This window comes from Flavobacterium maritimum (assembly GCF_040049085.1).
Classification (GTDB): Bacteria; Bacteroidota; Bacteroidia; order Flavobacteriales; family Flavobacteriaceae; genus Flavobacterium; species Flavobacterium maritimum.
Window position 1 is genome coordinate 96,196 of the sequence record NZ_JBDLZY010000007.1, and the last position, 21,013, is coordinate 117,208.

11 protein-coding genes are annotated in these 21,013 nt (G+C 36.1%); 5 read left to right on the forward strand and 6 right to left on the reverse strand.

What is annotated here, in order from left to right:
* Window positions 1-24: 24 nt before the first annotated feature.
* Entirely contained in the window at window positions 25-2,214 is a 2,190-nt protein-coding gene (locus tag ABEB23_RS15615) for a glutamine synthetase III family protein (protein ID WP_348813558.1), read from the reverse strand.
* A gap of 264 nt (window positions 2,215-2,478) precedes the next feature.
* On the opposite strand from ABEB23_RS15615, the gene ABEB23_RS15620 reads away from it, so the two are divergent.
* Together ABEB23_RS15620 and ABEB23_RS15625 are read left to right on the forward strand one after the other, a co-directional pair.
* Window positions 2,479-3,513, forward strand: a complete 1,035-nt coding sequence (locus ABEB23_RS15620) for a glutamine synthetase beta-grasp domain-containing protein (RefSeq protein ID WP_348813559.1) — start codon at window positions 2,479-2,481, stop codon at window positions 3,511-3,513.
* 166 nt (window positions 3,514-3,679) lie between these two features.
* Complete coding sequence (locus tag ABEB23_RS15625; protein ID WP_348813560.1) at window positions 3,680-4,639, forward strand: TerC family protein; 960 nt, start codon at window positions 3,680-3,682, stop codon at window positions 4,637-4,639.
* A 72-nt stretch (window positions 4,640-4,711) separates the two neighbouring features.
* Here the strand turns inward: ABEB23_RS15625 and ABEB23_RS15630 are convergent, their stop codons facing one another.
* The 3 genes from ABEB23_RS15630 to ABEB23_RS15640 all read right to left on the reverse strand — a co-directional run bounded on the left by ABEB23_RS15630 (window position 4,712) and on the right by ABEB23_RS15640 (window position 12,198).
* On the reverse strand, window positions 4,712-5,242 hold the full coding sequence (locus tag ABEB23_RS15630; protein WP_348813561.1) for a hypothetical protein: 531 nt from the start codon (window positions 5,240-5,242) through the stop codon (window positions 4,712-4,714).
* 254 nt (window positions 5,243-5,496) lie between these two features.
* Window positions 5,497-7,434 carry a T9SS type A sorting domain-containing protein gene (locus ABEB23_RS15635; protein WP_348813562.1) on the reverse strand — a complete coding sequence of 646 codons (1,938 nt, stop codon included), beginning with the start codon at window positions 7,432-7,434 and terminating at the stop codon, window positions 5,497-5,499.
* Window positions 7,435-7,758: 324 nt separating this feature from the next.
* A complete protein-coding gene (locus tag ABEB23_RS15640) occupies window positions 7,759-12,198 on the reverse strand; it encodes a PKD domain-containing protein (protein WP_348813564.1) in 4,440 nt (1,479 codons plus the stop codon).
* Between the two features lie 1,518 nt (window positions 12,199-13,716).
* Between ABEB23_RS15640 and ABEB23_RS15645 the strand changes: the two genes are divergently transcribed.
* Window positions 13,717-14,928 carry a 3-oxoacyl-[acyl-carrier-protein] synthase III C-terminal domain-containing protein gene (locus ABEB23_RS15645; protein ID WP_348813565.1) on the forward strand — a complete coding sequence of 404 codons (1,212 nt, stop codon included), beginning with the start codon at window positions 13,717-13,719 and terminating at the stop codon, window positions 14,926-14,928.
* 78 nt (window positions 14,929-15,006) lie between these two features.
* On the opposite strand, the gene ABEB23_RS15650 is transcribed toward ABEB23_RS15645, so the two are convergent.
* The gene (locus tag ABEB23_RS15650; RefSeq protein ID WP_348813566.1) at window positions 15,007-15,879 is read right to left on the reverse strand and encodes an AraC family transcriptional regulator; all 873 of its coding nucleotides are present in this window, start codon (window positions 15,877-15,879) and stop codon (window positions 15,007-15,009) included.
* A gap of 187 nt (window positions 15,880-16,066) precedes the next feature.
* On the opposite strand from ABEB23_RS15650, the gene ABEB23_RS15655 reads away from it, so the two are divergent.
* Window positions 16,067-16,471: a T9SS type A sorting domain-containing protein gene (locus ABEB23_RS15655; protein ID WP_348813568.1), complete on the forward strand. Its 405-nt coding sequence runs from the start codon at window positions 16,067-16,069 to the stop codon at window positions 16,469-16,471.
* A 91-nt stretch (window positions 16,472-16,562) separates the two neighbouring features.
* On the opposite strand, the gene ABEB23_RS15660 is transcribed toward ABEB23_RS15655, so the two are convergent.
* Window positions 16,563-20,015: a methylmalonyl-CoA mutase family protein gene (locus ABEB23_RS15660; RefSeq protein ID WP_348813569.1), complete on the reverse strand. Its 3,453-nt coding sequence runs from the start codon at window positions 20,013-20,015 to the stop codon at window positions 16,563-16,565.
* A 261-nt stretch (window positions 20,016-20,276) separates the two neighbouring features.
* Between ABEB23_RS15660 and ABEB23_RS15665 the strand changes: the two genes are divergently transcribed.
* Window positions 20,277-20,981: a DUF4197 domain-containing protein gene (locus ABEB23_RS15665; RefSeq protein ID WP_348813570.1), complete on the forward strand. Its 705-nt coding sequence runs from the start codon at window positions 20,277-20,279 to the stop codon at window positions 20,979-20,981.
* Window positions 20,982-21,013: the final 32 nt, after the last annotated feature.

Here is a 21,013-nt window from a genome sequence, read left to right on the forward strand (position 1 = left end):
TTTTAACATCAAGAATGCTTGTTATTATTTTGTAAACAACAATTCTCTGTATTTAGTTAATGTCCAAATTTCATTATCAACTAACAACTCTAATTTATCACAGTGATTTCTGATAATTTCGAAATATGGTTTTACTTTATTACAATATGCTTCAGCCATTTCCTGACCATCAGTCAAATTGTTCGCTTTCTTTCTTTCGTTTGTCATCTCTTCTACTTTAGAATTGATTCCTTCGATATGTCCCGAAATTTCTTTAATCAAGGTAATTTGCTCTTTCGCGATGGTTTCAAAATCAGCACCAAAAATATCTTTCAAACCTTTTACATTAGTAATTAAAGTATTTTGGTAACGAATAGCAGTAGGAATTACGTGATTTTTAGAAATATCACCCAAAACTCTACCTTCGATTTGAATTTTCTTAGTGTATTCTTCCAATTCAATTTCGTAACGCGCCTCCACCTCAACGTGGTTCATGATATTCAATTCAGAAAATAAATCTAAAGATTGTTTAGAAATTCTTGCTTTTAATGCTTCAGGAGTTGTTTTAAAATTACTTAATCCTCTTTTTGCCGCTTCGATTTCCCATTCTTCACTGTATCCGTCCCCTTCAAAAAGGATTTTTTTGGAATGTTTGATATATTCTCTTAAAACATTAAAGATCGCATCATCTTTCTTCATGTCGTTAGATTCAATTAAAGCATCAACTTCAACTTTGAAATCTCTCAATTGTTTAGCAACAATAGCATTCAAAGTAGTCATTGCATTAGAACAGTTTGCCATAGAACCTACTGCTCTGAACTCAAATTTATTTCCTGTAAAAGCAAATGGAGAAGTTCTGTTTCTGTCTGTATTATCTAAAAGAACATCTGGAATTTTTCCAACTACGTTTAACTTCAAATCTGTTTTTTCTTCAGGAGATAATTTTCCGGTAGTCACACCCTCTAATTCAGCCAAAACTTTCGTTAATTGTTCTCCGATAAACACAGAAATAATTGCCGGCGGTGCCTCATTAGCTCCCAGCCTGTGATCATTACTTGCAGAAGCGATTGCAGCTCTCAATAATGATTCGTTATCATTTACCGCTTTTATAGTATTAATAAAGAAAGTCAAAAACTGTAAATTACTCATTGGAGTTTTACTTGGGCTCAGCAAGTTAACTCCTGTATCTGTAGCTAATGACCAGTTATTGTGTTTTCCAGAACCATTTACTCCTTTGAAAGGTTTTTCATGAAACAGTACTTTCAAATCATGACGCTCAGCCACTTTTTCCATCACGTCCATTAACAAGCAATTGTGATCAACTGCAAGGTTTGTTTCTTCAAAAATTGGTGCCAACTCAAATTGATTTGGAGCCACCTCATTATGACGAGTTTTTACTGGAATTCCTAACAACATACATTCTTGCTCTAAGTCTCTCATGAAAGTTAAAGCACGAGTAGGAATAGCCCCAAAATAATGATCATCTAATTGTTGTCCTTTTGCAGAGGTATGCCCTAACAAGGTTCTTCCGGTCATCATAAGGTCAGGACGTGAATTCGCTAATGCTCTGTCCACCAAGAAATATTCTTGTTCCCATCCTAGAGTTGCCGTAACCTTTTTTACGTTTTTATCAAAATATTTACACACTTCAGTAGCCGCTTCATCCATAACAGTCAAAGCTCTCAATAAAGGTGTTTTATAATCTAAAGCTTCACCTGTATAAGAAATAAAAACAGTTGGAATACATAAAGTTGTTCCGAAAATGAAAGCTGGAGATGTTGGATCCCAAGCCGTATATCCTCTTGCTTCAAATGTATTTCTGATTCCACCATTTGGAAAACTGGATGCATCTGGTTCTTGTTGCACTAATTGGGCTCCTCCAAATTTTTCTACCGGATCGCTACCGTCATACGAAGTTTCGAAAAAAGCATCGTGTTTTTCAGCAGTTGTCCCTGTTAAAGGTTGGAACCAGTGAGTATAATGAGTAACTCCTTTTGACAAGGCCCATTCTTTCATACCCATCGCAATATAATCAGCTAATTTTCTATCTATTTTAGTTCCATGCTGAACAGCACCCCGGACTCCCTTATAAGCGTCTGAAGTCAAATACTGCTTCATCGCTTTATCATTAAATACATTTGAACCAAAAATAATTGATTTTCTATCGGATTCTTCAAAGTGAACCGGCTTTCTAGTTGAAGCTTCTCTCAAAGCTTGAAAACGTAATGTAGACATGTGAAAAAAATTAAATTATTAATATTTTTAATAGCAAATAGCAAATATAAGGAATAAATAGTAACAAAAACCGAATAGTCGATTATGAAATTAATTTTAATTACCCCTTTAAATTATCATTTTTAAAATATACCCCCTATCAAAATACAGTTATGTGAAAAATAACATGTTACCAAATAAAAAACACCCCCTTATTTTAATTGGATTAAAAATTTCATTTATTTTTGCCATAAATAAAAGTTACGAAATAAATATTATATTGTTATGGCTAAAATAAAATTAGAGTACATTTGGTTAGATGGTTACCAACCAACACAAAATCTTAGAAGTAAAACTAAAGTTGAAGAGCATGAAAATTTCCAAGGAACCTTGGAAGAAATCGGAAACTGGTCTTTTGATGGTTCATCAACAAGACAAGCAGAAGGCGGTTCATCAGATTGTTTATTAGTACCAGTTGCTATTTATCCAGATCCAACCCGTAAAAACGGATACCTAGTAATGACAGAGGTTATGAATGCAGACGGTACACCTCACCCTTCAAACGGTAGAGCTACAATTGATGATGATGGAGACTTCTGGTTTGGATTCGAGCAAGAATATTTCATCATGGATAATCACACTTTATTACCTTTAGGTTTCCCAATTGGTGGTTACCCTGCTCCACAAGGTATGTATTACTGTTCAGTAGGTGGAAAAAACACTCACGGAAGAGATATCGTTGAAGAGCATGCAGATTTATGTATTGCTGCCGGTATAAACTTTGAAGGTATCAACCAAGAAGTTGCTTGTGGACAATGGGAATTCCAATTATTTGCAAAAGGAGCTAAAAAAGCAGGTGACGAAATCTGGATTGCAAGATACTTGCTAGACCGTTTATCTGAAAAATATAACTGTTTTATTGAATACCACCCAAAACCTCTAGGAGACACAGACTGGAATGGTTCAGGTATGCATGCTAACTTCTCTAATGAAGTTTTAAGAACATGCGGTTCTCAAGAAATTTACGAGAAAATATGCGAAGCTTTCCGTCCTGTAACTGCTGAGCACATTGCTGTTTATGGAGCTTACAATGACCAACGTTTGACTGGTAAACACGAAACTGCTTCTATTCACGATTTCTCTTACGGAGTATCTGACAGAGGATGTTCAATCCGTATTCCATTAATGACTGTTCAAAAAGGTTGGAAAGGATGGTTAGAAGACAGAAGACCAGCTTCTAACGGTGACCCATACAAAATTGCTGCTAGAATTGTTAAAACTGTAAAATCTGCTTTAGTAGAAGAACCAGTTTTAGTATAAGAATCTGTTTTTTAAAACTTGATTTTGTCTATAATCAAAAGTGTCATCAATTCCGATGACACTTTTTTTATGCCTATATACTTTGAAGTAACAACTTTTGTTCAGAATAAATTTTATTCTTAAAAAATCAAAAAGTATCTTTGCTAATCTAAAAAAAAACACTGATATGATTGTTTGGATCTGTTTCTTAACTGCTATTTTACTTTTTCTCGCGCTCGATTTGGGCGTTTTCAACAAAACACCACATATAATTAGTTCTAAAGAAGCTGGAAAATGGACCGGTATATGGGTAACATTATCTTTCCTGTTCTCCGGAGTTATCTATTGGTTGTACAGCAATAGTTATATTGCAAATCCAGATGCATTGAAACCAATAGATGCATCAATAAAATTCATTACCGGATATTTAATAGAATTATCCCTTAGTATTGATAATATATTTGTCATCGCTATAATTTTTGCTGCTTTTAGAATCCCTCAAAAATACCAACACCGCGTTTTATTTTGGGGAATATTAGGCGCCATTGTCTTTAGAGGTTTAATGATTTATTTTGGTGTTTTACTTATTCATAAATTCGCTTGGACTACCTATATTTTTGGTGCATTTCTGATCTACACCGCCATGAAAATGTTATTTACTGGTGAAGATGAAAAATTTCAACCAAAAAAATCTTTCATCTATAAGAGCCTTAAGAAGATTATGCCTATCTCTAATCATATTGATGAAGAACATTTTTTTGTAAGAAGGAAACACATAACTGCCGCTACTCCCCTTTTTGTGGCTTTGGTGGTTATTGAAGTTATGGATGTAGTGTTTGCCATTGACAGTGTTCCCGCAATTTTAGCCATAACAAGTGATCCTTTTTTAGTTTTCAGTTCGAACATCTTCGCCATTTTAGGATTGCGTTCTATGTACTTCTTCTTGTCTCACATGCTAGACAAATTTGCCCATCTGGAATACAGCCTTATTGCTATTTTGACTTTCGTTGGTCTTAAAATGCTGCTTCATGATTATATTAAATTACCGGAATGGGTATCTCTGGCTTTTATAGCAATTTCTCTATTAGTTGGAATTCTGGTATCCCTAAAAATGAGTAAAGACGAAACTCCTGATGAAGATATTTAGTAGTATACTTTTTAGTCATAAAAAAAAGGAAATCTTTCGATTTCCTTTTTTTTATGGGTTTAAATTTCAAACCTAAAAATTTATTTGCTGTACTTGATTTTCATTTATGTTCAATGCTTTCATAACAGCTGAATAATTATTTGTATCAAGAGATTTAGAAAAACTTCCCGGCACAATTACAATTCGAAAAGTTTGATTATCTAAATACTCCGGAGTCAACTCCAAATCATAATTTCCGCCTGCATAAATCGTAAAATCCTCCAGACTAAAATCAAAATCATAATCCAATTCACCTTGCGAAGTAAAAACAGTTCTTGGGATTTGTTGCCAAATTGGAGTTGAAGGATCAATAGTACCAATTAGTCGATATACCAAAATAACATCTGAAGCGTAAATCTTAGGATTTAAAGTCTGATAGATATTATAACCGTCTATTGCGTTATAACCAAAATTCACATTTTTAAGTTCAAAAACTTCGGCTATTAATCCGTCCTGTCCATCTAGTCCGTCCTGTCCTGGCATTCCGGGAGGCCCTATAGGTCCCTCGCAACTTGAAATTACAATCATGCCAATCAACGAAAATAGTGTAATTATTCTTTTCATAATATAAATTTTTAAAGTTCTATAAAGGTATTCCAAAAACCAAACCAAAAAAATTATTGTTTTGAAATTTTCATCAAAACATCTTCTGTGCTTTTTACCGAAAAAGTCTCTTTATTTTCTAAAAACCACAAAACCAGACTTGTTTTTCGATTAAAATCACTCACGTATCAATTTTTTAAATCAAAATAAAATAACATTATATAAAAAAGCACCCGCAAAAAACGGATGCTTTTCACTTAAAATTAATTAAAAAACTATCTGGAAGAAATAATTTTTTTCACACTACTACCTCTATCGGTAGTCAATTTCACAATATACACTTGACCTTGCCCATTATTTGTTTTTAAATCTAAGGCAACTTCCTTATTCAGATAACTATTCGTATCATTTTTAGAAAGTACTAAAACTCCTTGCGAATTAAACACATCAATTCTCACATTAGAAACATAATCAAAATTATATTTGATATTTAAGATGTTTTTAAAAGGGACAGGATAGGCATCAAAACCTACTTTTGAGGTTTCAGTATCTAATTTTTTTTCTTCCGGAGCAATAGACTCAATTTTCTTAGCAGTTAGTTTTGCATCACAATTCGATGCATCACAACTGGCAGCTCCTGATACACAATCACCTTTTTTTACTTTTACACCACTTACTGAACCAGGATCTAAATCCGGGAAATAAGGGTCTGTTTGCCAGGTAGCCCCATTATCTATACTGTATTCATATTCATCCCCAATTGGACTGAGTATGGTAACACTTCCTTTTATTGGTCCACATAAAGAAGGTTGAACAACACAAATTTCTGGAGTATCTGGTGTTATTGGCTGCGCATCAACCACCACATTATCCCCTGCTGCACTACAGATACCATCAGCTGCAATTAATGCATATGTACCTGGAGCTACAGAACTGAATACTCCATCAACAGCAGTATAAATTACATCTCCTTCTTGTTTAAGCGTATAAGTAATACCCGCTACAGGAGACGTTACTGTCACCGTACCTGTTGAAGCATCACAATCCGGCTGGGTTACTGTGGCGGCAGGCGTGCTTATTGATGGTGGAGAACCCACTGTAACAGTACATGTCTTGGAAGAACAATCATCACTGACTGTCAAAGTATAGGTACCTGACGGTAAATTAGGAACCGAAGCTGATGTACCAACTACAACATTAGAAGAATTTTTCCAACTATAAGAAACAGTCCCAACGGCATTAGTTACTGCTCCCGCGGTGACCGAACCATCTCCCCCTTCACAACTGACATCCGTTTTCGTACATGTCCCTAAAGAAAGACCGGCAGTTGGCCCTGTAATGGTAATGCTTTTTGTAATAGAACATTGTTTTGAATCAGTTATTATTACTGTATAAGTGCCAACAGCCAAGCCGGAACGATCTTCAGAATTTGAGGATCCAGCTACATCGCTCCAGTCATAAGTATAAGGACCTGTTCCACCTGAAGGTGTCAATGCAATAGCTCCAGTACTTGCGCCGTAACAAATTACATTGGTACCAACTAAAGTTCCATTAACTCCCACATTAATTTCAATTGAAGGTAATGTTCCGCATTTAGGACTGATTGTAGCAGAGTTGAGAGAAGCACAAGTACTTTTAGGTGAAGCATCAGTCCAAGCTAAATACAAATCAACTAATCTCAAAGAAGATCCACATTCATAAGTAATCGTTCCAAAATTTCCACCTGTATAAACCGCAGGCAATGGTCCTGTTGGAGGAATTGGAGTAGCATCAGAACAGCGGCTTATCGCTTCAGTAGTCACATTTCCATCTGAGTCTGTTCTCTCTAAGGTACCCCAAAAGGCAAAGGCAGTCCTTTTAGAGCCAGTTTTATTATTAATCCCTAAAGTCAATGTTCTAGTTAATTCCGAATCGGGTGTACATGAATTACACGCGTCTCCTCCTGTAAGTGTAGCGCTTACCAATTCCAAATCCTTAGACGTACATCTATCGGGAGAAGGAAATGTTGTTGTTGTTTGCGCAAAAGTATTTGAAAAACTCAGACACAGTAAAAAAAACAACATAGCTTTTTTAAGCGGAGAGGGTAATCTTCCCCATAATGTGTTTGATAATTTAAAAAAATCCAATGTGTAAATTTTGTTTTTCGACAAAAAGCATGCTCTAATTTTGCTTATAACAAGTTCGAAAAACGTCAGAAGTGTAATCTTTTCCATAATAATAAAGTTTTAACACCATAACTGTTAAAAAGTAGGAAACACGTAGACTTGGGAAATAAAAAACTTTGAGAAAAACACAACATCTTCATAAATAGCTTATGAAGTAGACCATCTTCAAAAAGAATACTTTACTGTTGAGAACATTAAGGAACTCTTTTATTTACTGATAAAATAGTTGGCAGAACAGCCTGAATAATTCTAACCCCATTAGAAAAAAAAAAAAGAGAATATAAAACCCCGGAAATTGACATCTCCGAGGTTTTTTTAATTATCATAAACTTAATTTCTGGTCTACTTCTTTTTTTAGGACCAGACGATTATTTAATTCTTAACTGATGAAAGTATTTTTTTGATACTACTACCTCTGTCAGTAGTTAGTTTCACAACATAAAGTTGTTCTTGTTCTCTTGGAATTGCAAGATTAAGCAACACTTCTTTGTTCAAATAACTATTATTGTCAGTGGTAGAGAACACTAAAATACCTTGTATATTAAACACTTCAATTTTTACATCGGAAGTATAATCAAATTTATACTTAATAGTAAGCTGGTCTTTGAAAGGAACAGGATAGGCATCGAAAGAAGTGTCACTACTTTTTGCATCTATAGGTTTTGAAGTTGATACATTAGATATTAATAAGTCGAGTGCATCCTCTGATATCGTTCCGCAAAGATCATGATTCAATTCGTTATTGGCCGCAATTTCTGAAGCCAATTCTTCACAACCACATGAATTATTAATGGCAGCTTCTATGGCGTCTATCAAACCTTGAATGGTAGTAATACCGTTAGGCAATGGATACCCCTCTAGCGTAGCCGCATTTAGTACGCCTGCTACACCATGTCTCACCAATTTTCTACAGTTACCTCCGCCTAAAGTGATTGCATCAATCATAGTAAGTGAGCTTGGTATATCACAAGAGCCCGGTGTTACGCCAGTAAAGACATCGTAGAAACTAGTGTTTGTTGTGAAACCAACTTTATCACCAACTGGATCTTTACCAACACCGTCCCATAGTTGTTTACCTTTACCACCTTGCCAGAATCCAGGAGTACATCCGTAACCACAATTCTCTACGATAAGTTCTCTTGTACATTTACTTGAGCAGCCATTTGCATCTGTAATAGTCACCTCATATATTCCTGCAATACTCACCGTAATCGACTGAGTTGTTGCTGGTGTGAATCCTACAGGTCCTGTCCATGAATAGCTGGCCATTCCTGCTGTTGCAGTAAATATTGAACTGCTTCCAGAACAAATGGTTTGTTCTCCTGTGATGCTACATTCAGGGTTAGGATTTACCACTAATTGAACAGTGTCTGTATCCTGACATCCGTTGGCATCAGTTACTGTCAAGGTCAAATTATAGGTACCTGCTGGAGCATTATTATGCGTTGGATTCGCTATGTTGGTTGCACTTAAATAGGTAGTGTCTCCACTCCATGCATAGCTATATGGAGAGGTTCCTCCACTAGCTGAACCATCAAGCTGTATCGTATTGGTACCACCATCATAACATACCGAATCATCATCCCCTGCATCTGCCGTTGGATTTGGATCAACCACTAATTGAACGGTGTCTGTATCCTGACATCCGTTGGCATCAGTTACTGTTAAGGTCAAATTATAGGTGCCGACTGGCGCATTATTATGCGTTGGGTTTGCTATGTTGGTTGCGCTTAAATAGCTAGTATCTCCACTCCATGCATAGCTATATGGAGAGGTTCCTCCACTAGCTGAACCATCAAGCTGCATCGTATTGGTACCGCCATCATAACATACTGAATCATCATCCCCTGCATCTGCCGTTGGATTTGGATCAACCACTAATTGAACGGTGTCTGTATCCTGACATCCGCTGTCATCAGTTACTGTTAAGGTCAAATTATAGGTACCGACTGGCGCATTATTATGCGTTGGATTCGCTATGTTGGTTGCACTTAAATAGGTAGTGTCTCCACTCCATGCATAGCTATATGGAGAGGTTCCTCCACTAGCTGAACCATCAAGCTGCATCGTATTGGTACCGCCATCATAACATACTGAATCGTCATCACCTGCATCTGCCGTTGGATTTGTATCAACCACTAATTGAACGGTGTCTGTATCCTGACATCCGTTGGCATCAGTTACTGTCAAGGTCAAATTATAGGTGCCAACTGGAGCATTATTATGCGTTGGATTCGCTATGTTGGTTGCACTTAAATAGGTAGTGTCTCCACTCCATGCATAGCTATATGGAGAAGTTCCTCCACTAGCTGAACCATCAAGCTGCATCGTATTGGTACCGCCATCATAACATACTGAATCATCATCACCTGCATCTGCCGTTGGATTTGGATCAACCACTAATTGAACGGTGTCTGTATCCTGACATCCGTTGGCATCAGTTACTGTTAAGGTCAAATTATAGGTACCGACTGGCGCATTATTATGCGTTGGATTCGCTATGTTGGTTGCACTTAAATAAGTAGTGTCTCCGCTCCATGCATAGCTATATGGAGAAGTTCCTCCACTAGCTGAACCATCAAGCTGCATCGTATTGGTACCACCATCATAACATACTGAATCATCATCACCTGCATCTGCCGTTGGATTTGGATCAACCACTAATTGAACGGTGTCTGTATCCTGACATCCGTTGGTATCAGTTACTGTTAAAGTCAAATTATAGGTACCAACTGGCGCATTATCATACGTTGGGTTCGCTATGTTGGTTGCACTTAAGTAGCTAGTGTCTCCACTCCATGCATAGCTATATGGAGAGGTTCCTCCACTAGCTGAACCATCAAGCTGCATCGTATTGGTGCCACCATCATAACATACTGAATCATCATCCCCTGCATCTGCCGTTGGATTTGGATCAACCACTAATTGAACGGTGTCTGTATCCTGACATCCGTTGGCATCAGTTACTGTTAAGGTTAAATTATAGGTACCTACTGCCGCATTATTATGCGTTGGATTCGCTATGTTGGTTGCACTTAAATAGGTAGTGTCCCCACTCCATGCATAGCTATATGGAGAGGTTCCTCCACTAGCTGAACCATCAAGCTGCATCGTATTGGTGCCACCATCGTAACATACTGAATCATCATCCCCTGCATCTGCCGTTGGATTTGGATCAACCACTAATTGAACGGTGTCTGTATCCTGACATCCGCTGTCATCAGTTACTGTTAAGGTCAAATTATAGGTGCCTACTGGCGCATTATTATGCGTTGGATTCGCTATGTTGGTTGCACTTAAATAGGTAATATCTCCACTCCATGCATAGCTATATGGAGAAGTTCCTCCACTAGCTGAACCATCAAGCTGCATCGTATTGGTACCGCCATCATAACATACTGAATCGTCATCACCTGCATCTGCCTCTGGTAGTGGATTTACTGTAGCGATTACTTCCGCTCTTGGTCCTTCACATCCATTTCTTGTACAGCTTACCCAAAAACTTGTTGTTTGTGTAACGTTTGGAGAATATGTTTCACCAGTAGCAACCTGGTTTCCGTCAACAGCTGCATCAAACCATTTCAATGTTCCATCTTCGCAGCCACTAGCTGAAAGATCTACGACACCAGGTCCACAAATAGCATCTCCATCTACAGTTGGAAGATCAGGTCTGAAATCCAAATTCAATTGAATTGGAGCTCCAGGAAAATCTTTCAATTCCGATTGGGATGAATTTCCAGAAGATCGGGTTCGAATAAACAAAGTACTGATTGACGTACAAGGGTTATTTAAATAAGTCAATACTTTAGTCAAATTGATTGCACCTTCCGCCCATTGGTTAGGTACATAAGTACCAGGATTTGCTCCATAAACATCAAAAGGAACCGTAGTGGTTACATTGTTATTGGTACAAAAGATTTGATTTGGAAAAGCATTGTTCCCAACAACTTGATATTGGTATACTCCACCTACAAGAGTCCATTGTTGAATTACAACGGTCGCATCACCTCCACCTTGTGTAAATTCAATAGTAACCAATATATCTCCAGGTGTACGTCCTCCAGTTTCATCAGGTGCCTCAGAATGAAATGCCCCGCTTCCACTTTCAATTGCAGCAACACCTGTAAGAGGATCAATGGGACCGTAAGTAGCGCCTGTTATCGTTAAAGGAGCTTGTAAAAACTCAAAATCAATATAACTGCTACCATTAGTCACTTGACGGTCACCTGCGAAAAGACACCACAAGTCTTTAGGATCCCCAGCAACACTAGCACCAATAAAGTTTCCAGACGCATCTGTTACCCCCCCTACCATATTAGGATCCCCATAACTAAAATGAGCTCCGCAGTTTTGGATTTCATTTTTGTTTGGTGAATTACCCGGTCCCCAAGTATAGGTATTAGGATTGTCATTAATTTTATTGGAAAGTGTAAATATCGTCAGATCATTTTGATAACGGTCTTTTATTTGATATGTAACCGGTATGCTTTGAGGTGTAGGAGGATCTGTTACAGGACTGGGTTTGTAAAGTACATTCCCGGTTGCCGGATCAATCAAACCATGATTAATACTATGAACAGGATAAAAAGCAGGTGGATTACTGCCTGGTATTGGTTGGCCGCTAAGAAAAAATAGTCGGTCAAATAAATCCCCTACCGGTTCAAAATTTGTCCCTATAGGCTCGTGAGCCCAGGCATCTCCATCAACCCCCGAACCATTGGTAGGCTCCTGTACCGGAATTATCCCCTTAATATTCTGGGCATTAACCGCATATCCTGTAAATAGGAATAAACCAATTATAAGGGATACCATTATCTGCTTTGTCCAACAAGTAATCCATAATTTTCTCAGAATATCTATAAATCTAAAAATGAACTTAAAGAATCCTGTATCTAAACTACAAGTAAAGATGTTGTTGTTATGTAACATCCTCTTTTTCGTATAAAAAATAATTTTTTCCATAATAATTTAGAATTTAATTAATTCACCATTATTAATAAGAAAGTTTAGTAAAATTTGAGGTTCCGAAAATCTAAAAAGTGTTGTTCCATAAAATGTTGTTTATTACTAACGATTAGTGAAAACCAGGAAGTTTACTGATTTACAAATAAATCTTCCGAAAACAAACCCTCTTCAAAAAAGACATGAAGTATCCCGTCACAAAAGAATATCCTACTTGCCTAGAGCAATTGTATATTCTCTTATTATCCAAAAAATAATAAAAAACTAAAAAATTTGATTAAATAAAGTTTAAAAAGAAATTATAAAGTGACAAATTGATAAATCTGTGTCTACTCACATTCAAAGAAATGCAAGTTCACAGCGACAAGCCCTACTTCAAAAAACAAAAAATTTAAGAAGTGTGCAATCATCAAAAGATACTTTATTGTGGGGAGCAATAGCGATTCTTTTTTCAACAAAAAAACTGTTCAAAAAACGTAAAATTTTATTCAGAAAAAATGTCTTAAAGAAATTGATATACTACTAAATCATGATAAAAGCTGAAAGTTTAACTCGATAGAAAATACAACTTACAGCAACATAACAACCTTCAAAAAACAATGCATCGAAGGGGTACTATCTCTCCAAAAGATACTATTATTTTAAAAATAATAAGCAATCTATTTATCTACCGCGTAGCTGTCATTTTGGACAACTAAAATCACAACTAAAAGTGATGGCATAAAATTACTTAATTATTAAAAGAAGCGTCTCTAAATTAACTAAAACGCCGTTAAAAATCAATTAAAATCGATAAAACACATTCTTATTCAGAATAAGAGTACACAAAAAGAAGCCGTAAAAAATATTTTAAAACAAACTTAACTTGTTAATTTTCAACCAATTACATGTTAAATATTTTTTAATAAAATCCTAAAACATGCGAATAATTTAGGTTTTTGACTTAGTAAAAGCAATTCCTCTCAAAAAAGTGTTTTTTTAAGTTAAAAAACGGATTATTTATAGTTAAAATTCCGAATTAAAATTACATCAGAAACGAATGGTTAAAAACAGATTATATTGCGATAAAACTCTAAATAAAAAATATGTCAGAAACGAGCGATTAAAAAAATGACAGCTATTAAATCTCTAAAAAAAGGAAGTAAACCACCCTATACTAGTTTTCCTATATTACTGATAATCAACAACAAAACTATATATGATTTAATTCTTACAATACACTGATTTACAATACTTTAACATAATTACAACATTTGTAACTTATTGTAAATCAATCTATTATGAATAAAATAAAAATCACCGTTTTTCAAGCATAATTTTTGATTGATTATTAACTTAATTTTGTGTTACAATGAAAATGCAAAATCGATGAAAAGTATTATTATATCCAATTTCCATCCCATTTTGGTGGAAAAATTACTTGACCAGAAAAAACTGAATCAGTACACCAAATTTCTGTATTATCATTTTCAAAATCTCCCTGAATCGGACGTTATTGGAAGTGATGAAGAAAAGGTTAGCTTCAAGTCTATTTCGGCTCATGTGGATAAATATTCTGTTTCTTCTGAGAGTATTAATAGTAGACAATGCATAATTTTTGAAGAAGTCGAGGATTTTATTGAAAACATAATGGATGTTACCTCACCTTCAGAGTATCACTTCCCAAGTGGTTTTGAAGTCAGGTCCGATAATTCTTTTGGACCGAAAATAGAGGTACGAATGGAGTGGTTTAAAAGAAAAATGGGGAATGTTTTTGATCAATTCTATACTGGCGTAACCGTAAGACCTGAAAATCTCGTTCATGTCACTTGTTCAGGGTATTCCTCACCAAGTGTTGCCCAAGAAGCGGTAATAAAAAGAAAATGGGAAACGGTCCAGGTGACTCATTCCTATCATATGGGATGCTATGGTGCTTTTCCTGCCATTCGCACCGCAAGTAGTTTAATAGCTGCCAGTTCCAAAAATGGAAGAGCAGATGTGGTTCACACAGAATTATTATCGGCACATTTAAATTTAACAGAGTTCTCTCCCGCAAACACGATGATTTGCTCTCTCTTTGCCGATGGTTTCATAGGTTACTCCTTATACGAAGAAGAATCATTTTTCAATGATGATACCATTGCAGAAAAAAAAGGATTAAGAATCTTAGCCTTTCATGAGGTTATCATTCCCGATTCATTAGAAGATATGTCTTGGGATTTAGGGGAATATAATTTCCTGATGACTCTTTCGAAACGTGTTCCAGTTTTTATTCGCAAAAACATCAAAACTTTCTTGACAGCACTTTGCCAAAAAGGAGGAATTGACCTTGAGGAACAGAAAGCCAAGATGCATTTTGCAATTCATCCGGGAGGACCTAAAATCATTGATTATGTGGTAAACGAAATTGGATTGACAAGAGATCAGGCCAGCTGGTCCTATGATGTATTATACCATCATGGTAATATGTCTTCGGCCACAATTCCACATATTTTTAATAAAATCATAAACGATCCTACTATAGAATCAGGAACAAAAGTGGTTGCCATGGCATTTGGTCCTGGACTAACAGCTACCGGACTACTGCTTGAAAAAGTATAATCCCTGCATTGATTAAACAAAAATTTATAAAAGTAGCAAATCATTAATTGCCTTTTAAGGAATATTCCTGTTTATTCATCACTTAATAATCGTTTTCAATTCTTGTCGGTATTGCGAAGCACTTTTTCCAGTATATGCTTTAAATGATTTGTTAAAATGACTAAAATTATTAAAACCACTTTCATAGCAAATTTCATTAATACTAATGGGCATTTCTGCCAAAAGCTTAGAAGCATGAACCAGGCGGTATTCATTTACGAAAGTTGTAAATGTTTTGTTGGTGATTTTTTTAAAGTATCGGCAAAAAGAAGGCGTCGTCATGCTGACCAATTGGGATACCTCATCTAAGGTTATGGACTCCTGAAAATGGTCCTTAACATAATTGAAAACCACATTAATTCGGTCATTGTCCTGCACCTGCATTTCCATTGAGAATCCGACTGCATTCAAAATCGTATATTCCTTAGAAAGTTCCAATTCTTTAAGAATGGTGAGCATGGATAATAGCCTTTCAAAAGGCATTTGGTTTTCCATCATCTCAATCATGCTACCAATCCGTTTCTTGGTTTCCCCTTCAAAAGCGATTCCTGCTTTGGCCTGACTAAAAAGATTTTGACAATTGGCCATTTCTGGTATTCCAAAAAATTCATTTCCTAAAAAATTCGGTTTCATCTGAATTACAGTTTCATTCTTGTTTCCCGTTTGCTCATTGGTAAACCCACAATGAGGTAAATTACTACCTATTAATATAAGGTCTCCATCCGTATAATACGAAATATGACTTCCAATTTGTCGTTTACCCGAACCACCATTAATATAGACCAATTCAATTTCAGGATGGTAATGCCAAAGATGTGATTTGCTGTTTGCATTTTCGACATACTTAGAAAACGAAAAGGAACTTCCATACGAAGTTGTTATAACTTCTAGAGTTGGCATTATTGTTTTCATTCTAAAAAGGGTTTAAAAATCTATATAAAATTAACAAAAAAGTATACAGGATTACCATTTTTAACATATATCGATTTCGTAAAAGATAATATAACACATAAATCAGAAAAATGAGCTGTGTTTTGAGATGCACCATTGAAGTAATTTAGCAGTAGAAATTTTAATTATTAATCTAAAAACCAGTATCATGAAAAAGATTTTAAAATTAAGTTTGTTATTTGCAGTTGCGATGACTGCAATGAACACCTATGCAATCGAAGGTGATTTTTTACTAAATGTAAAAAAAGGTGAAGGAAAAGAAATTAGCTTTTCTCTAAACAATATCAAGAAAATTAACGTGGCTATTTACGACCAGAATAATAATTTAATCTTCGCAGAAAATGCAACAGGAAAAAGTGGTATCATGAAAACCTACAGCCTGGAAGAATTCCCTGATGGAGTTTATTATTTAGAGGTAGAAAACAGCCTTAAAAAGGTAAGACACGAAATTGTAATTAAAAAAGAAACTACAATTTTGTCCCGCAAATCAATTTCTGAGGTATACAAACCATCAGCAATCAGTAAGACTGAAAAATTGGCAAATGTGAACTAATCACATGAATTAATAAATGTTTACTATTATCACACAAACTGAAAACAGCTCCGATTGGAGCTGTTTTTTTTTATCTGGAATCGAATAAAGATTACATATTTCTTCTATACTGACCACCTACTTCAAACAAAGCGTCTGTGATTTGTCCCAAAGAACAAACCTTTGTCGCTTCCATTAAATGTTCGAATAAATTCTCATTTTTAATAGCTGCTTCCTGTATGGTTTTCAATTGTTGATTTACTTTATCCTGATTGGCTTTATGCAAATGATCCAACATTGTAATTTGATATTGTTTTTCTTCTTCGGTAGCACGAATCACTTCTGCTGGAATTACCGTTGGAGAACCTTTTGAACTCAAGAAAGTATTTACACCAATAATTGGGAATTCGCCTGTATGTTTCAAAGTTTCATAATACAAGCTTTCTTCCTGGATTTTTGAACGTTGGTACATCGTTTCCATCGCACCAAGAACACCACCGCGTTCTGTAATTCTATCAAATTCTGCTAAGACAGCAGCTTCCACTAAATCTGTCAATTCTTCGATAATAAATGAACCTTGAATAGGATTTTCATTTTTAGCTAATCCTAATTCTTTGTTGATAATCAATTGAATCGCCATTGCACGACGTACTGATTCCTCAGTTGGTGTCGTAATCGCTTCGTCATAGGCATTTGTATGCAAAGAATTACAGTTGTCATAAATGGCATACAAGGCTTGTAAAGTCGTACGAATATCATTGAAATCAATTTCCTGAGCATGAAGTGAACGTCCGGATGTTTGAATGTGGTATTTCAACATTTGGGCACGTTCATTAGCTCCATACTTATTTTTCATGGCTTTCGCCCAAATCTTACGCGCTACACGACCAATAACCGCATATTCCGGATCAACTCCATTAGAGAAAAAGAAAGATAAGTTTGGTCCAAAATCATTGATATCCATTCCACGGCTCAAATAATATTCTACATAAGTAAAACCGTTAGAAAGCGTGAAAGCCAATTGTGTTATCGGATTTGCTCCCGCTTCGGCAATATGATAGCCAGAGATAGAAACCGAATAGAAATTCCTAACATTCTTCGCAATGAAATATTCCTGCACATCACCCATTAATCGCAAGGCAAATTCAGTAGAGAAAATACAGGTATTTTGTGCCTGATCTTCTTTTAAAATATCAGCCTGAACAGTTCCACGTACTTGTGATAAAGTTCTTGCTTTAATAACCGCATACACATCAGCCGGTAAAACCTGATCTCCGGTTACGCCCAAAAGCATCAAACCTAAACCATTATTCCCTTCTGGCAAGTCTCCTTGATAATGCGGTCTCTCCACTCCTTTTTTCTTGTAGATTTCGTTGATTTTTTCAGCAATTTCCTCTTCAAGATTATTCTCTTTGATATACAATTCACATTGTTGGTCAATGGCTGCATTCATAAAAAACCCTAACAACATTGGCGCAGGTCCATTAATGGTCATACTTACCGATGTCATAGCATGCACCAAATCAAAACCGGAATACAGTTTTTTGGCATCATCCAAGCAGCAAATAGAAACACCGGCATTACCAATTTTCCCATAAATATCAGGACGAATATGCGGATCATTTCCGTATAAAGTCACACTGTCAAAAGCAGTCGACAATCTTTTTGCAGGCAAGCCCGCACTCACATAATGAAAGCGCTTGTTCGTTCTTTCCGGTCCACCCTCTCCTGCAAACATTCTTGATGGATCTTCTCCTTCACGTTTGAACGGGTACAAACCGGACGTAAAAGGAAATTCTCCCGGTACATTTTCCTGTAAACACCAACGTAAAACATCTCCCCAAGCCTGATACTTAGGTAACGCAATTTTCGGAATTTGAGAATGTGAAAGTGACTCCGTATGTGTAGCCATTTTGATTTCTCTATCACGAACTTTGAAGGTATAAACAGGATTTTTATATTTATTTACTTTTTCATTCCAGGTTAAAACAATTTCCCAATTGTAAGGATCTAAATCCATTTTAACTTTATCAAACTGATTCAGTAACAGATTTAAAAAGATTCTATCCTCAGCCGCACCAGGCTTTTCAGCCTCTAAAGCAGTTGGCAAAACAGAATCTTCATTGATTCCCGCTTTGGTCAATTCCGGACTCTTCTTTGAAACCGTTTCGATTGTTTTAAAAATGCCATATAATTTTTGGGCTACTTGTTCCTGACTAGCAGCAGTCACATCATATTTTCTGTTGTTTTCGGCAATTTCAGATAAGTAACGGGTTCTGTGTGGAGGGATAACGAAAATCTTCTCGCTCATTTCGCGAGTGATTTCGAAAGTTGATTTCAAATCAGAATTGGTCTTCTCATGAATTTTATCCATGATTGACTTATAAAGCGTATTCATTCCCGGATCGTTAAACTGCGAAGCAATGGTTCCGAAAACAGGTAGCGTATCTAAATCCGCATCCCAAAGATTATTGTTGCGTTGGTATTGTTTTTTAACATCTCTCAAGGCATCTAAAGCACCTCGTTTGTCAAATTTATTGATAGCGACCAAATCAGCAAAATCAAGCATGTCAATTTTTTCTAATTGGGTTGCAGCACCAAATTCAGGTGTCATCACATATAAAGAAACATCCGAATGATCCATAATCTCGGTATCCGACTGACCAATTCCAGAAGTTTCCAGAATTATAATATCATATTTTGCGGCTTTGATTACTTGTATGGCATCGGCAACATATTTGGACAAAGCCAAATTAGATTGACGTGTAGCCAAGGAACGCATATAAACTCTGGAATTATTAATCGCATTCATGCGGATTCTATCTCCAAGCAAGGCGCCACCAGTTTTTCTTTTGGATGGATCTACAGAAATTAATCCTATTGTTTTTTCTGGAAAATCGATTAAAAAACGACGTACCAATTCATCTACTAAGGAAGACTTCCCTGCTCCACCTGTTCCTGTAATACCAAGAACCGGGGTATTACAACCTATATTCATTTTATGGATTGCCTCTAAAGTATTTTTGGCCACATCCGGAAAATTCTCCGCTGATGAAATAATGCGGGCTATTGCTTTTGCATTTTTCTTCTCCAAATAGTTTATCTCATCATTCAATTCGTTTCCAATAGCATAATCAGCACGTTGAACCAAATCATTGATCATTCCCTGCAATCCCATAGCACGTCCATCATCTGGAGAATAAATTCTGGTGATTCCATAGGCTTGTAATTCGGCTATTTCTGAAGGAAGAATAACTCCCCCGCCGCCGCCAAATATTTTGATTTGCCCAGCTCCTCTTTCCTGAAGCAAGTCATACATGTACTTGAAATATTCGTTGTGTCCTCCTTGATAGGAAGTTATCGCAATAGCATTAGCATCTTCCTGGATAGCAGTATTCACCACTTCTTCCACACTTCTGTCATGACCTAAATGAATTACCTCTACACCTGTAGATTGAATAATTCTTCTCATGATGTTAATTGCGGCATCGTGACCATCAAAAAGGGCAGCTGCTGTAACAATTCTTACTTTATTATTAGGAATATATGGTTTTACTTGTTCCATTTTATGAATATGATAATTTAAGGGTGCAATTTACAACTTTTTTTTAATAATTATTTGATAGCTACCATTCTTGTTGATAAAAAAGCAATAGAGCTATTGTTCCTTCTGATAAAAACACTACTGAGAACCACAAACCAAAGGTCATAAATAAATACTAAAGTTAGTGCTTCTAATTGAAATCATGAGTTTGTTTTTTTAATAAGTAGTATTTTTGGCCCCAGCCATAGGGCGAGCAAACAAAATAACCCCAAATAATTTACAATGAAAAAAATTCTAATTTTAATGGTAGCAGTATCATTTTCCAGTTGTGCTGAAATGCAGCAGGTCCTTAATCAGTTACCGCAGACCCAAGGAATGGGTGTTGATATTGCAGGCGGATTGAAAGAAGCGCTGAATAACGGTATCACTAAACAAGTAACCAAATTAACAGCTACTGATGGTTTTTATAAAAATGAAGCTGTAAAAATCTTATTACCGGAGGAACTAAAAAAAGTAGATTCTGGTTTGAGAAAAATTGGTTTAAGTTCCTTGGCTGACGAAGGATTAAAAGTACTGAACCGCGCCGCCGAAGATGCAGTAAAAGAAGCTACCCCTATATTTGTAGATGCTGTGGTGAACATGACTTTTACCGATGCCAAAACGATATTGATGGGCAATGAAAATTCGGCTACCACTTATTTACAAAACAGCACTTCAACAGCTTTGTACGGAAAATTCAATCCGGTTATCAAAAGTTCCTTTGGCAAAGTGGGAGCAGACAAAGTTTGGACTAAGATTATAACAAAATACAACAGTATTCCTTTGGTTAACAAAGTAAATCCCGACTTGACGGATTATGTGACCAAGCAAGCGATGAGTGGTGTTTTCAAAATGGTTGCCGTTGAAGAAAAAAACATCAGAACCAATCTGAGCGCCAGAACATCGCCATTATTGCAAAAAGTTTTTGCGATGCAGGATTACAAATAATTTGATTTTCTGTTTAGCATTCAATGTAAAAA

Bases quoted from the DNA above. Each gene is read 5' to 3' on its own strand.
- ABEB23_RS15640 (WP_348813564.1), bottom strand. From the start codon at position 12,198: ATGGTATCCCTTATAATTGGTTTATTCCTATTTACAGGATATGCGGTT.
- ABEB23_RS15635 (WP_348813562.1), bottom strand. From the start codon at position 7,434: ATGGAAAAGATTACACTTCTGACGTTTTTCGAACTTGTTATAAGCAAA.
- ABEB23_RS15645 (WP_348813565.1), top strand. From the start codon at position 13,717: ATGAAAAGTATTATTATATCCAATTTCCATCCCATTTTGGTGGAAAAA.
- ABEB23_RS15655 (WP_348813568.1), top strand. From the start codon at position 16,067: ATGAAAAAGATTTTAAAATTAAGTTTGTTATTTGCAGTTGCGATGACT.
- ABEB23_RS15630 (WP_348813561.1), bottom strand. From the start codon at position 5,242: ATGAAAAGAATAATTACACTATTTTCGTTGATTGGCATGATTGTAATT.
- ABEB23_RS15615 (WP_348813558.1), bottom strand. From the start codon at position 2,214: ATGTCTACATTACGTTTTCAAGCTTTGAGAGAAGCTTCAACTAGAAAG.
- ABEB23_RS15625 (WP_348813560.1), top strand. From the start codon at position 3,680: ATGATTGTTTGGATCTGTTTCTTAACTGCTATTTTACTTTTTCTCGCG.
- ABEB23_RS15650 (WP_348813566.1), bottom strand. From the start codon at position 15,879: ATGAAAACAATAATGCCAACTCTAGAAGTTATAACAACTTCGTATGGA.
- ABEB23_RS15620 (WP_348813559.1), top strand. From the start codon at position 2,479: ATGGCTAAAATAAAATTAGAGTACATTTGGTTAGATGGTTACCAACCA.
- ABEB23_RS15665 (WP_348813570.1), top strand. From the start codon at position 20,277: ATGAAAAAAATTCTAATTTTAATGGTAGCAGTATCATTTTCCAGTTGT.
- ABEB23_RS15660 (WP_348813569.1), bottom strand. From the start codon at position 20,015: ATGGAACAAGTAAAACCATATATTCCTAATAATAAAGTAAGAATTGTT.